Source organism: Ideonella sp. FW305-24 (assembly GCF_058788035.1).
Genome location: NZ_JBYTAI010000009.1, coordinates 120,573 through 133,726, shown reverse-complemented (window position 1 = coordinate 133,726; position 13,154 = coordinate 120,573). Strand labels below are relative to the sequence as shown.

12 protein-coding genes are annotated in these 13,154 nt (G+C 68.1%); 10 read left to right on the top strand and 2 right to left on the bottom strand.

Annotated elements, in window-relative coordinates:
• The first annotated feature begins 63 nt into the window (after positions 1-63).
• The gene (locus AC3WR5_RS22765) at positions 64-1,995 is read left to right on the top strand and encodes a bifunctional diguanylate cyclase/phosphodiesterase (RefSeq protein WP_231011160.1); all 1,932 of its coding nucleotides are present in this window, start codon (positions 64-66) and stop codon (positions 1,993-1,995) included.
• A gap of 61 nt (positions 1,996-2,056) precedes the next feature.
• Entirely contained in the window at positions 2,057-2,215 is a 159-nt protein-coding gene (locus AC3WR5_RS22760; RefSeq protein ID WP_141290368.1) for an oxidoreductase-like domain-containing protein, read from the top strand.
• 16 nt (positions 2,216-2,231) lie between these two features.
• Here the strand turns inward: AC3WR5_RS22760 and AC3WR5_RS22755 are convergent, their stop codons facing one another.
• The gene (locus tag AC3WR5_RS22755) at positions 2,232-2,777 is read right to left on the bottom strand and encodes an NUDIX hydrolase (RefSeq protein ID WP_141290366.1); all 546 of its coding nucleotides are present in this window, start codon (positions 2,775-2,777) and stop codon (positions 2,232-2,234) included.
• 123 nt (positions 2,778-2,900) lie between these two features.
• On the opposite strand from AC3WR5_RS22755, the gene AC3WR5_RS22750 reads away from it, so the two are divergent.
• Genes AC3WR5_RS22750 through pgeF form a run of 3 tightly spaced genes read left to right on the top strand, consistent with a single transcriptional unit; the run spans position 2,901 to position 5,059 of the window.
• The gene (locus AC3WR5_RS22750; RefSeq protein ID WP_492487371.1) at positions 2,901-3,608 is read left to right on the top strand and encodes a fumarylacetoacetate hydrolase family protein; all 708 of its coding nucleotides are present in this window, start codon (positions 2,901-2,903) and stop codon (positions 3,606-3,608) included.
• Between the two features lie 13 nt (positions 3,609-3,621).
• Positions 3,622-4,254 (top strand): maleylacetoacetate isomerase, encoded by a 633-nt coding sequence (maiA, locus tag AC3WR5_RS22745; RefSeq protein WP_141290372.1) that lies wholly within the window; start codon positions 3,622-3,624, stop codon positions 4,252-4,254.
• Positions 4,244-5,059: a peptidoglycan editing factor PgeF gene (gene pgeF, locus AC3WR5_RS22740; RefSeq protein WP_492487369.1), complete on the top strand. Its 816-nt coding sequence runs from the start codon at positions 4,244-4,246 to the stop codon at positions 5,057-5,059. Before maiA ends, pgeF begins: the two co-directional genes overlap by 11 nt.
• An 11-nt stretch (positions 5,060-5,070) precedes the next feature.
• Here the strand turns inward: pgeF and AC3WR5_RS22735 are convergent, their stop codons facing one another.
• Positions 5,071-5,358 carry a hypothetical protein gene (locus AC3WR5_RS22735; RefSeq protein WP_492487367.1) on the bottom strand — a complete coding sequence of 96 codons (288 nt, stop codon included), beginning with the start codon at positions 5,356-5,358 and terminating at the stop codon, positions 5,071-5,073.
• 164 nt (positions 5,359-5,522) lie between these two features.
• On the opposite strand from AC3WR5_RS22735, the gene phaC reads away from it, so the two are divergent.
• From phaC to AC3WR5_RS22710, 5 genes are all read left to right on the top strand, one after another.
• Positions 5,523-7,214: a class I poly(R)-hydroxyalkanoic acid synthase gene (phaC, locus tag AC3WR5_RS22730; protein ID WP_492487492.1), complete on the top strand. Its 1,692-nt coding sequence runs from the start codon at positions 5,523-5,525 to the stop codon at positions 7,212-7,214.
• Positions 7,215-7,325: 111 nt separating this feature from the next.
• Positions 7,326-8,507 carry an acetyl-CoA C-acetyltransferase gene (locus tag AC3WR5_RS22725; RefSeq protein ID WP_492487365.1) on the top strand — a complete coding sequence of 394 codons (1,182 nt, stop codon included), beginning with the start codon at positions 7,326-7,328 and terminating at the stop codon, positions 8,505-8,507.
• Between the two features lie 110 nt (positions 8,508-8,617).
• On the top strand, positions 8,618-9,355 hold the full coding sequence (gene phbB / locus AC3WR5_RS22720) for an acetoacetyl-CoA reductase (protein ID WP_141288396.1): 738 nt from the start codon (positions 8,618-8,620) through the stop codon (positions 9,353-9,355).
• Positions 9,356-9,630: 275 nt separating this feature from the next.
• Positions 9,631-12,750, top strand: coding sequence for a PAS domain S-box protein (locus AC3WR5_RS22715; protein ID WP_492487363.1), 3,120 nt, complete (start codon positions 9,631-9,633; stop codon positions 12,748-12,750).
• Positions 12,747-13,154 (top strand): response regulator, encoded by a 408-nt coding sequence (locus tag AC3WR5_RS22710; protein WP_231011157.1) that lies wholly within the window; start codon positions 12,747-12,749, stop codon positions 13,152-13,154. The genes AC3WR5_RS22715 and AC3WR5_RS22710 overlap by 4 nt, the downstream gene beginning before the upstream one ends.

Below are 13,154 nucleotides of genomic sequence, written 5' to 3'. Positions count from 1 at the left end.
TTTGCAGCTTTGATGCCGGCCGGGAGAAGGTATAAGGGCGACAGAGGAAACGGAAACCTGCCCATGAGTTTGATTCGCCAAGTCTGGTTGCTGCTGCTGCTGACGCTGACGCTGGCTTTTGCCGGCGCCTTCGGCCTGTCCATGTTGTCGGCCCGGCAATACCTGGCCACGCAACTGGCCATGAAGAACCACGACAGCGCGCAATCGCTGGCCCAGACGCTGGCGGGCCAGCATGGCGACCTGCCAAGCATGGCCGCCACGCTGGACCGCCAGTTCGAGATCGGCTTCTACGAGCACCTGCGGCTGCGCACGCCGCAAGGCGGCACGCTGCTGTCGCGCGAAGCGCCGCCGATGGCCGATGGCGTGCCGGACTGGTTTGCCGACCTGCTGTCGCTGAATGTGACCCAGGGCCTGGCGCCGGTGGTGGCCGACGGCGTCAGCGTGGGCTCGCTGGAAGTGCGGGGCAACACCCGCTTTGCCTACCGCGAACTGTGGCGCGGCATGCTGCGCACGCTGACCGCGTTTGCGCTGCTGGCGATTGCACTCGGCGCGCTGGCCCACCTGCTGCTGCGCCGCATCCGGGTGCCGCTGGAAGCCACGGTGCGCCAGGCCCAGGCCTTGACCGAGCGGCGCTTCATCACCGTCAGCGAACCTTCGGTGCCCGAGCTGCGCAACGTGACCCGGGCGATGAACCTGATGGTCGACCGCCTCAAGGCCATGTTCGACGAGCAGGCCGGCCAGGTCGAGATGCTGCGCCGCCAGGCCAATTGCGACCCGCTGACCGGCGTCTCCAACCGGCCGCATTTCATGAGCCGGCTCAAGGGCCTGCTGAGTTCGGAAGACGGCGTGGCCGGTGGCGCGCTGCTGCTGGTGCGCATCAGCGACCTGCAGGGCCTGAACCGCCGCCTGGGCCGCGTGGCGACCGACGCGATGCTGCGCGATGCCGGCCACGCGATCATCGACTCCGCCACGCGTGTCGGTTCCTTCGAGGTCGGCCGGCTGAACGGCTCCGACTTCGCGATGCTGCTGCCTGAAGCGGCGTCCCTGCGTGAACCTGCGGTGGACGTCTCGGCCCGGCTGCGCAGCCTGTTGCGCGAGTCCGGCCGCGAGCGGCTGGGCGGCGTCTCGGCCGTGGTCGGCGCGGTGCGCTGGTGGCATGGCGCGCCCATTTCATCGCTGCTGGCCGCGGCCGACCAGGCGCTGGCGCGGGCTGAGGCCAAGGGCGCATTTGCGGTCGAACTGGACGACACCGGTGACGGCGTGATGCTGGGCGAAGACAGCTGGCGCTCGCGCATAGAAGCCGCGTTGACGGCAGAGCGCGCGCACCTGGTCGAATTCCCGCTGATCGACGCGTCCCGCGCCGTGCTGCTGCGCGAATGCCCGCTGCGCCTGCAGCTCGACGAAGGGGCGGAGCCCCTGTCCGGAGCCAAGTGGTTGCCGATGGCGCGCCGCACCCAGCTGACCGCCCGCATCGATCTGGTCGCTGCCGACCTGGCCTTGCGCGCGATCGCCCGCGACGGCATCCCCCGTTCGGTCAACCTCAGCCCGCACTCGCTGAAAGACAGCGCGCTGATGCCGCAGCTGCGCAGCCTGCTGGACCTGCACCGCGCGGCCTCGCCCGGCCTGTGGCTCGAAGTGGATGAAGCCGGCGCGTTCAACGAACTGCGCCTGCTGCGCGAACTGGTCAGCATGGCGCACGCCCACGGCGCCCGTGTCGGCCTGGAACATGCTGGCGAACACATCGCCGAACCCGGCGTGCTGCTGGAGGCCGGACTCGACTTCATCAAGCTCGACGCCAGCGTGACCGAAGGCCTGGCCCACGACGACGCCCGCATCCAGCACGTGGCCAGCAGCGTGCGCATGCTGCACGGCCTTGACCTGAAGGTGTACGCCGAAGGTGTGGCCGACGCCGCCGACGCCGACGCGCTGTGGCAATGCAACATCGACGGCATCACCGGCCCGGCCGCGGTGCCGGCCGACGCGCTGGCGGCCTGAGGGCCGACCCACCATACCGAACTCAGCCGTGGACGCCGCACCGACGCCCGACGCCGACCCGATGCCCACGCCCCCGTTCCAGCCCGACCTGGACGCCTGCTGCGGCAATGGCTGCGACCCTTGCGTGTTCGACCTCTACGACCTCGCAATGGACGAGTACCGCCAGGCGATGCGCGCCTGGCGGGCGCGGCATCCCGATTCGGCGACGGGCAGCTCCTGACGCGAAACGCGGGCAGCTACAGGATGTCGCCGGTGTGCACCTCGAAGCGGCCGGTCTTGCGGTCTTCGAAGTAGTGCAGCAGGGTGTCGCGCACGGTGCGGAAGGCGATTTCGTCCCAGGGGATTTCGTCTTCGCGGAAGAGCTTGGCTTCCAGGGTTTCGGGGCCGGGGTTCAGCGTGGTGTCCAGCATGCGGGCCAGGTAGAACAGGTGCACCTGGCCGACGCGCGGCACGCTCAGCACGGTGAACAGGCCCTGCATCTCGATCTGCGCGCCGGCTTCTTCGTCGGTTTCGCGTTCTGCACCCTGGGCCGTGGTTTCGCCCAGCTCCATGAACCCGGCCGGCAGCGTCCACAGGCCGTAGCGCGGCTCGATGGCGCGGCGGCACAGCAGCACCTGGTCCTGCCAGACCGGCACAGTGCCCACCACGTTGAGGGGGTTTTCGTAGTGCACGGTGTGGCACTGGCTGCAAACCGCGCGCGGCCGGCTGTCGTCCGCTGGCACGATGTAGGCGGTGGGCGAACCGCAGGCGCGGCAGTGACGAATGGAGCGCTCGAGCAGCATGGCTTTGCAGTGTAGCGGGCAGGCCGCAGCGCTTTGCCGGCTGCATGGCATCATCGTCGTCCACCCTTCGTTTTCCCCCTCATTTGCCGCCGGTAGCCGCCACGGCGCCGGCTCCGTGCCGCCATGAGCCTTGTCTTTCCCGCCCCCGCCGTCATCACCGTGCCAGTCGCCGGCACCAGCAGCGATCAATTCCCGGTTCGCCGCATCTATTGCGTCGGCCGCAACTACGCCGAACACGCCATCGAGATGGGTGCCACCGGCCGCGAGCCGCCGTTCTTCTTCATGAAGCCGGCCGACGCGATCCTGGCCGTGCCGCAGGGCGAGACCGGCCACATGGCCTACCCGACGCTGACCCACAGCCTGCACCACGAAGTGGAACTGGTGGTGGCCATCGGAAAGGGCGGCAAGGACATCAGCGCCGAAGCCGCAGGCGAGCACATCTGGGGCTACGCCATCGGCCTGGACATGACCCGCCGCGACCTGCAGAACGACATGAAGAAGCAGGGCCGCTCGTGGGAGATCGGCAAGGCTTTCGAGCAGTCCGCGCCCATCGGCCCGCTGCATCCGGTCGCCAGCACCGGCGAGCTGACCAGCGGCGCGATCACACTGGAAGTCAATGGCGAGCTGCGCCAGCGAGGCGACCTGTCGGACCTGATCTGGAACGTGCGCGAGACCATCGCGGTGCTGAGCCAGGGCTGGGAACTGGCGCCCGGTGACCTGATCTACACCGGCACGCCGGCAGGGGTTGGCGCGGTCAAGGTGGGTGACACGCTGCGCTGCGAGATCACCGGACTGGGCAGCCTGGTGGTCGAGATCGTTGCAGGTGCGTGACACGAAACCCGTGATGGAGCTCTACAACTACTTCCGCTCGGCGGCCTCGTACCGGGTGCGCATTGCGTTGGCGCTCAAGGGCCTGGCCTATGACTACAAGCCGGTGCACCTGGCACGCAGCGAGCAGATGGGCGAGTCCTACGCCGCCGTGTCGGCCACCCGGCTGGTGCCGCTGCTGCGCGACGGTGAAGCCTCGGTGCACCAGTCGCTGGCCATCATCGAGTACCTGGACGAGACGCACCCCGAGCCACCGCTGCTGCCGGCGGACCCGCTGGGCCGGGCCCAGGCCCGCGCGCTGGCGCTGGACATGGCTTGCGAGATTCACCCGCTGAACAACCTGCGCGTGCTGCGCTACCTGGTCAAGGACCTGGGCCTGTCGGAAGAGGACAAGACCCGCTGGTACCGGCATTGGACCGAGACCGGCCTGGCCACGGTCGAGCGCCAGTTGCAAGTGCAGGCGGGCCGCTTCAGCATGGGCGACACGCCGGGGCTGGTCGACTGCGTGCTGGTGCCGCAGATCTTCAACGCCCAGCGTTTCCAGTGCCGGCTGGACCATGTGCCGCAGGTCATGAAGGTCTTCGACGCCTGCATGGCCTTGCCAGCGTTCAGCGAGACGCATCCAGCGCGCTGTCCCGATGCCGAATGAGTTGGTGACGGATTCGATCTGGCTGCACGCCAGCGGTTTGCCGGCGGAGGCTGCAGGGTTGATGAGCACCCGGGCCGGCGGCGTCAGCCTTGGACCGTGGGCCAGCCTGAACCTGCGGCCACCGGGCCTGCGCGGCGACAACCTCGACGTGCCCGAGTCGATCTGGCGCAACCAGCAGCGTTTTGCCGCCGCGCTGGGCGGCGCCAAGCCTGTCTACCTGGACCAGGTGCACGGCACGCGGGTGGTGCACCTGCGGGCCGGTGAAACTCCGGTGGACGCGCAAGGCCGGTCGACCGAGTTCTGGCAAGCCGACGCCAGCATCACCACCGAGCGCGGCCTGGCCTGCACGGTGCTGGTGGCCGACTGCCTGCCGGTGCTGTTTTCGGCGCCGCAGGGGCGGGCGGTGGGCGCTGCGCACGCGGGTTGGCGCGGGCTGGCGGGTGGTGTGCTGCAGGCCACGCTGGCGGCGCTCTGTGAAGCCGCGGGCTGCAAGCCCTCGGAAGTGACGACCTGGCTGGGCGCTTGCATCGGGCCGCAGCGCTTCGAGGTGGGAGACGAGGTGCGCATCGCGTTCGGCGCCGAACCGGGCGACCCCTGCTTCCGGCCAGTTGCCACGCCGGAAGGCTTGCCGCCGAAATGGTGGGCCGACCTGCCGGGCCTGGCGCGCCGACGGCTGCGTGCGGCTGGCGTGCAGCAGATCGGCGGGGGCCAGTGGTGCACCGCGAGCGATGCCGTGCGCTTCTACTCCTATCGGCGTGACACCGGTGTGACCGGCCGGCACGCTGCGGCCATCTGGCGACGCTGAGTCGCCCGCCTTCAATCGGGCGCCGGGGCCGCGCGATCGTTGACAGAAGGGTTGACAGACGGCTTGCCAGCCGGACCGGGCTGCGCGGCGCGCTCGGCCTCCCACTGTTGCTGTTCGGCCAGTCTGCGAGCACGCCGTCGCATGGGTGCGCCCATGACATAGAGCAAGATGGCCAGTGGCATCACGCCGTATAACAAGAAGGTGAAAAGCGCGCCCAGCACGCTGCCCTCGGTGGCGGTGGCCTCGGCCAGCGCCATCATCAGCGCGACGAAGATCCAGGCGGCAGCGACGATGTGCATTTTTCGGGATGTGATTCGCAATATCGCTTAACGGAAATCAAGGCCTTGCTGCGGTAAGCTGCATCAGGGCCTCCGGCCTTGCCGCATGCGGCAAGTGACCGCCGGGCTGATCAACAGGAGACAAGCCGTTGAACAAGCGTTTTACCCCGTCGTCGTTCGAAGACATGGGTGCCCAGGCGCAAGCGCACGCCGATGCCTTTGGCCATGCCGTCGGCAACCTGCTGAAATCGTGGTCCGGCATCAGCGTGTCGGCACCCGCGCTGACGCAGTTGCGCGACGATTATCTGCAACAGGCCACGGCCATCTGGAACAGCGTGCTGACCAGGGGCGCAGGCGGTGCAGGCGAAGCACCGGCCGAGGCCAAGCCGCTGGCCATCACCGACAGGCGCTTTGCCGCAAAGGACTGGGGCAGCCACCCGGGCAATGCCTTCACCGCGCAGATGTACCTGCTGAACAGCCGCATGATGCTGCAGCTGGCCGATGCGCTGCAGGGCGATGACAAGACCCGCGCCCGCGTGCGCTTCGCGGTGCAGCAGTGGATAGACGCGGCCAGCCCGAGCAACTTCATCGCGCTGAACCCCGAGGTCCAGCGCAAGGCGCTGGAGAGCCGCGGCGAGAGCATTGCGCAAGGCCTGCGCCAGCTGTTCCATGACCTGCAGCAAGGCCATGTCTCGCAGACCGACGAGAGCCTGTTCGAGGTTGGCCGCAATGTGGCCACCACCGAAGGCTCGGTGGTGTTCGAAAACGCGTTTTTCCAGCTGATCGAATACAAGCCGCTGACGGCCACCGTCTTCGAGCGGCCGATGCTGTTCGTGCCGCCCTGCATCAACAAGTACTACATCCTGGACCTGCAACCAGACAACTCGCTGATCCGCTACACCGTCTCGCAAGGCCACCGGGTGTTTGTCGTCAGCTGGCGCAACCCGGATGACAGCATGCGCGCCCACACCTGGGACGACTACGTCGAGCAGGGGGCGATCCAGGCGCTGCGCACGGTGCAGGAGATCACCGGCGCCAAGACCTTGGACACGCTGGGCTTCTGCGTGGGCGGCACCTTGCTGGCGACCGCTTTGGGCGTGCTGGCGGCGCGCGGCGAGCAACCGGCCGCCTCGGTCACGCTGCTGACCACCTTTGTCGATTTCTCCGACACCGGCGTGCTGGACCTGTTCGTCGACGAATCTTCGGTGCAGCTGCGCGAGATGACGCTGGGCGCCGAAGCGCCGGGCGGCCCCGGGCTGCTCAAGGGCCAGGAACTGGCCACCACCTTCAGCTTCCTGAGGCCCAACGACCTGGTGTGGAACTACGTCGTCGGCAACTACCTGAAGGGCGAGATGCCGCCGCCGTTCGACCTGCTGTACTGGAACAGCGACTCGACCAACCTGCCGGGCCCGATGTACTGCTGGTACCTGCGCCACACCTACCTGCAGGACGAGCTGAAGCAGCCCGGCAAGCTGACCGTCTGCGGCGTGCCGCTGGACCTGGGGCTGATCAAGGCACCGGTGTACCTCTACGGCTCGAAGGAAGATCACATCGTGCCTTGGAAGAGCGCCTATGGTTCGACCAAGGTGTTCAAAGGCCCCAAGCGCTTCGTGCTGGGCGCCTCCGGCCACATTGCCGGCGTGATCAACCCGCCTTCCAGCGGCAAGCGCTCCCACTGGATCAACGAAGGCCTGCCGCCCACGGCCGATGAGTGGCTGGCCCATGCCAAGGAAAATCGCGGCAGCTGGTGGACCGACTGGAGCCAGTGGCTCGCCACCCATGCCGGCAAGCAGGTGCAGGCCCCGAAAATCCCCGGCAGCAAGCAGCACAAGGCCATCGAACCGGCGCCTGGCCGCTACGTCAAACAGCGCGCTTGACCCGATGGCCGCAGGCCTTGCCAACGCGCATCCTCAGCACCATCACCCCTGTCACCGCCGCGCGTTGCCGTTTGCCTCGCGGCCCGAATCCACAGCAAGGAGTCTCATCCCATGACCACCGACATCGTCATCGTCGCCGCCACCCGCACTGCCGTCGGCAAGTTTGGCGGCAGCCTGGCCAAGACCCCGGCCCCCGAGTTGGGCGCCACCGTCATCAAGGAACTGCTGCGCCGCACCGGCCTGGCCGGTGAACAGGTCAACGAAGTGATCCTCGGCCAGGTGCTGACCGCCGGCTCCGGCCAGAACGCGGCGCGCCAGGCCGTCATCAAGTCCGGCCTGCCGAACGGCGTGCCGGCGATGACCATCAACAAGGTCTGCGGCTCGGGCCTGAAGGCCGTGATGCTGGCGCTGCAAGCCATCCGCGACGGTGACAGCGAAATCATCATTGCCGGTGGCCAGGAAAACATGAGCCTGGCGCCCCACGTGCTGCCAGGCTCGCGCGATGGACAGCGCATGGGCGACTGGAAGCTGGTCGACACCATGATCACCGATGGCCTGTGGGACGTCTACAACCAGTACCACATGGGCATCACCGCCGAGAACGTGGCCAGGCAGTACAGCATCAGCCGCGAAGCGCAGGACGCACTGGCGCTGGCCTCGCAGCAGAAGGCCGCCGCGGCGCAGGACGCCGGCAGGTTCAAGGACGAGATCGTCGGCGTCAGCCTGGCGCAGAAGAAGGGTGACCCCATCGTCTTTGATGCCGACGAATTCATCAACCGCAAGACCAACGCCGACGCACTCGCCGGCCTGCGCCCCGCCTTCGACAAGGCTGGTTCCGTGACAGCCGGCAACGCCTCCGGCCTGAACGACGGCGCTGCCGGCGTGGTCGTGATGACGGCGGCCAAGGCCGCGGCGCTGGGCCTGACACCGCTGGCCCGCATTGCCAGCTATGCCAGCGCCGGGCTGGATCCGTCCATCATGGGCATGGGCCCGGTGCCGGCGGCGCGCAAGGCGCTGGCGCGCGCCGGCTGGAAGGCGGCCGACCTGGACCTGCTGGAGATCAACGAAGCCTTTGCCGCGCAGGCCTGCGCGGTGCACCAGGAAATGGGCTGGGACACCAGCAAGGTCAATGTCAACGGCGGCGCGATTGCCATCGGCCACCCGATCGGTGCATCCGGTGCCCGCATCCTGGTCACGCTGCTGCACGAGATGCAGCGCCGGGATGCGAAGAAGGGCATTGCCTCGCTGTGCATTGGCGGTGGCATGGGTGTTGCACTGACGGTCGAGCGTTGAACCACAGCGAGACGCAGGGAATGTACGGACGTGTGCGGCCGGGCCGACGCGCGATAGTGGTTTGAAACCGCTGCTTTCCCTTCGATATCCAAGCTCAGGAGATAAAAGACATGACTCAAAAAGTAGCGTACGTGACCGGTGGCATGGGTGGCATCGGAACCGCGATCTGCCAGCGCCTGGCCAACAGCGGCCTGAAGGTCATCGCCGGCTGCGGCCCCAGCCGTGACTTCACCAAATGGCTGGACGAACAGCGTGCGCTGGGCTTCACGTTCTACGCCTCGGTGGGCAACGTGGCCGACTGGGAATCCACCGTGCAGGCCTTCAAGACCGCCAAGGCCGAACACGGTCCGATCGACATCCTGGTCAACAACGCCGGCATCACCCGTGACCGCATGTTCCTGAAGATGACGCCCGAGGACTGGCATGCCGTCATCGACACCAACCTGAACTCGATGTTCAACGTCACCAAGCAGGTGGTGCCGGACATGGTCGAGCGCGGCTGGGGCCGGGTGATCCAGATCTCGTCGGTCAACGGTGAAAAAGGCCAGGCCGGCCAGACCAACTACTCGGCCGCCAAGGCCGGCATGCACGGCTTCACGATGGCGCTGGCGCAGGAAGTGGCTGCCAAGGGCGTGACGGTCAACACCGTCAGCCCTGGCTACATCGGCACCGACATGGTCCGCGCCATCAAGCCCGAGGTGCTGGAGCGCATCGTCGCGACGATCCCGGTCAAGCGCCTGGGCACGCCCGAAGAGATCGGCGCCATCGTCGCCTGGCTGGCGGGCGAAGACTCCGGCTTCACCACCGGTGCTGATTTCTCCTGCAATGGCGGCCTGCACATGGGCTGAAGCCTTTGGTCTGTGACAGCGGCATCGCGCTGGCATCGCGCCGCGACGGGCCTTGTGCCGGATACCCGCCGGGATACCCGCCCGGGTGCCCGGCACAGTCTCTTTTTTGCGATTTTTTGGCAGCACACGGGATCCCGGCCGCTGCAGCGATTGACCGCAGCCTTGCCGCGGCAGACCATGTCTGGCGGACTGCCTCACGGCCGTCACGAGGCACATGACCTCCAGGGGAGGCCCGACGCACGGCGGCGGGTCAGGGGGTGAACAGAAGGGCTGTCATGGATTTCCTGCTGTCTTTGCTCGGACGCAACGGCTTCCTGCCGCACGGCTACTGCTTCACCTGGGCGCCGGGCCTGCTGTGGCCGATGGTGCTGGCCGATGGGTTGATCGCGGCGGCGTATTTCTCCATTCCGCTGGCCATCGTCAGCTTCTACCGCAAGCGCCCGGACATCGGCTACCGCCCGGTGGCCTGGCTGTTCAGCGCCTTCATCTTTGCCTGCGGCATCACGCATGTGATGGACGTGTGGACCATCTGGCAGGCCGATTACGGGCTGCAGGTGCTGGCCAAGGTCTTCACCGCGGCCATCTCGGTCGTCACCGCCGTTGCCCTCTGGGTGCTGCTGCCACGCGCCTTGCGCATCCCGTCGGCAGCGCAGCTGCGCAGCGCGGTCAGTTCGTTGGAGGCTGAGGTCAGCAAGCGCCGCAGCGCCGAGCAGCACCTGGCAGGCATCGAGCAAAGCGTGGCCCTGACGCTGGACAGCATCGGCGCCGGTTTCATCGTCACCGATGCGCAGGGCAAGGTGACCCGCATGAACGAGGTCGCCGAGCGGGTCACCGGCTGGTCGGACGCGGAGGCACGCGGCCGCGTGCTGTGGGACGTGCTGGTGCGCGAAGGACGCGACGAGGCCCTCACCGGCGAGAATCCGGTGGAGGTGGTGCGCAGCCTGCTGGCCACGGCCGGCCCGGTGACCCGGCATGACCTGATCCGCTCGCGCAACGGCAGCCTGACCCCGCTGGAAGTGCGCGCCACGCTGGCCCCGAAAGACGGTGAAGGTGGCGAGCAGCGCGGCATGACGCTGGTGTTCCGGGACCTGACGCAGATCGAGGAGATCGAAGCCGAGCGGCTGCGGCTGGCCGCCATCGTCGACTCGTCCATCGACGCCATCGTCAGCAAGTCGCTGGATGGCCGGGTCACCAGCTGGAACCATGCTGCCGAAACCCTGTTCGGCTACACCGCCCGTGAGGTCATGGGCCAGCCGGTGCAGGTCATTGCCAACCCCGAACACGCGATGGCCGAGCCGCACATGCTCGCCGACATTGCCTCGGGCCACAGCGTGCCGCCGTTCGACACCGTGGCCCGGGCCAAGGGCGGTCGCCACTTCGAGGTTTCGGTCAGCGTCTCGCCGCTGCGCGACCCTTCCGGTCGGGTCGTGGGCAGCGCCAAGATCGTGCGCGACCTGAGCCCGCAGCGGCGCGCCGAGGCCGCGCTGCGCGAGAGCGACGCCCGGCTGCGGCTGGCGCTCGATTCGGCCCAGATCGGCGAATGGGACATGGACCTGGCGACCGGCGCCACCCGGCGCTCGATCCGCCATGACCGCTGCTTCGGCTACAGCCAGCTGCAGCCTTCGTGGTCCTTCAACACGCTGCTGGCCCATGTGCACCCGGAAGACCGGCCCGAGCTGCAGGCGAGTTTCAGCGCCGCCGTCGAGCAGCAAGGCGACTGGCAGGCCGAATGCCGCGTGCGCTGGCCAGACGGCAGCGTGCACTGGATCAGCCTGCAGGCCGGGCTGCTGCACGACAGCGGCACGGCCGGCCGCATGCTGGGCATCGTGACCGACATCACCCAGCACAAGCTGGCGCAGGAAGCGCGCCAGAAGGCCATGCGGCTGGAAGCCGAGAACCAGCAGATCCAGACCGCCAGCCGGCTCAAGAGCCAGTTCCTGGCCAACATGTCGCACGAACTGCGCACGCCGCTGAACGCGGTGATCGGCTTTGCCGACCTGCTGCACAGCGGCGCAGTACCGGCGCAGTCGCCCAAGAACCGCGAGTTCCTCGGCCACATCGCGGCCAGCGGCCGGCACTTGCTGCAGCTGATCAACGACGTGCTGGACCTGTCCAAGGTCGAGTCCGGCAAGTTCGAGTTTTTCCCGCAGCAGCTGGCGCTGGCACCGCTGGTGCGAGAGGTCTGCGACGTGCTGCAGCCTGGCATGCAGCGCAAGCAGTTGCGCCTCATGCTGGACCTGGACCCGGCAGTGGACACGGTGGATCTGGACCCGGGCCGGCTCAAGCAGGTGCTCTACAACTACCTGTCCAACGCCATCAAGTTCACGACTGAAGGCGGGCAGGTCACCATCCGCACGCGCCCCGAGGGCCCGGCGCATTTCCGGCTGGAGGTGGAGGACACAGGCATCGGCATTGCCGAGGCCGACCTGCCGCGCCTGTTCGCCGAATTCCAGCAGCTGGACACCGGCTACAACAAGCAGCACGCCGGCACCGGCCTGGGCCTGGCACTGACCCGCCGGCTGGTGCAGGCCCAGGGTGGCCGCGTGGGCGTGCGCAGCACGCTGGGTGCCGGCAGCGTGTTCCACCTGGTGCTGCCGCGCGTGAAACCCGATCCTGCCGACGGCCTGATGCTCCCGCCAGCCAGCCACCGGCTGCTGGTCATCGAGAGCGATCCGCGGCTGGTGCGCAGCCTGGCCGACACCGGTTTCCTGGTCGACGCGGCAGCCAATGCCGTGGAAGCCGTGGCCCAGGCCAGCCAGCAGGCCTATGACGCCATCTTGCTGGCGCTGCGCCTGTCGGGGCGTGGCGGCCTGAGCGTGCTGGCCCGCATCCGCGAGTCCGGCCCCAGCCGCAGCGCGCCGGTGCTGGCGCTGAGCATGCCGGCGGGAGACACCGGCGAGACCGCGAGCTTCCCCGTCGCCGACCTGCTGGCCAAGCCGCTGCAGAATGGCGAGCTGTCACAGGCGCTGGGCCGGCTGGCGCTGCCGGTCAGCCGCCGGCCACGGCTGATGGTGGTGGACGACGACCCGCTGGCGCTGGCGCTGATGCGTTCGTCGCTGGCCCAGCTGGGCATTGATGCTGTCTGCCTCGCCGATGGGCGGGAAGCGCTGGAAAGCCTGTCGCAGCACCGGCCGGATGCCTTGATCCTGGACCTGATGATGCCGGGCTTCGACGGCTTCGAGATGCTGGACGCCTTGCAGCGCCTGCCCACCTGGCGCGAACTGCCGGTGCTGGTGTGGACCAGCATGGTGCTGACCGACGACGAGTACGGCCGGCTGGCCACCTCGGCCCGTGCCGTGCTTGGCAAGGGCGGCGGTGCACTGGCCGACACCCTGGGCGCGTTGCGGCGCTGGCGGCCGCCTGTGGTGGCCTTGACCGAAGGAGACCTGCTGTGACCGTTGACACCCACCGCGCCGCGCGCATCCTCATCGTCGACGACAACGCGATGAACGTCGAGCTCACCAGCTACGTGCTCAGCGCCGATGGCCTGGAGGTCGATGCTGCAGAGGACGGCCTGGCCGCGCTGGACCGGGTGCAGGCCAACCCGCCGGACCTGATCCTGCTCGACATCCAGATGCCTGGCCTGGACGGGCTGACACTGGCGCGCCGGCTGAAGTCCGACCCGGCCACGCGCCACATCGTGCTGGTGGCCTTCACCGCTTATGCGATGAAGGGCGACGACGCCCGCATGCGCGCAGCCGGCTGCGATGGCTACCTCTCCAAGCCGATTGACGTGACCAAGCTGGCGGCCCAGGTGCGTGAGATGCTGCCGCCCGGGATCGGCACCGCGATCGGCTGA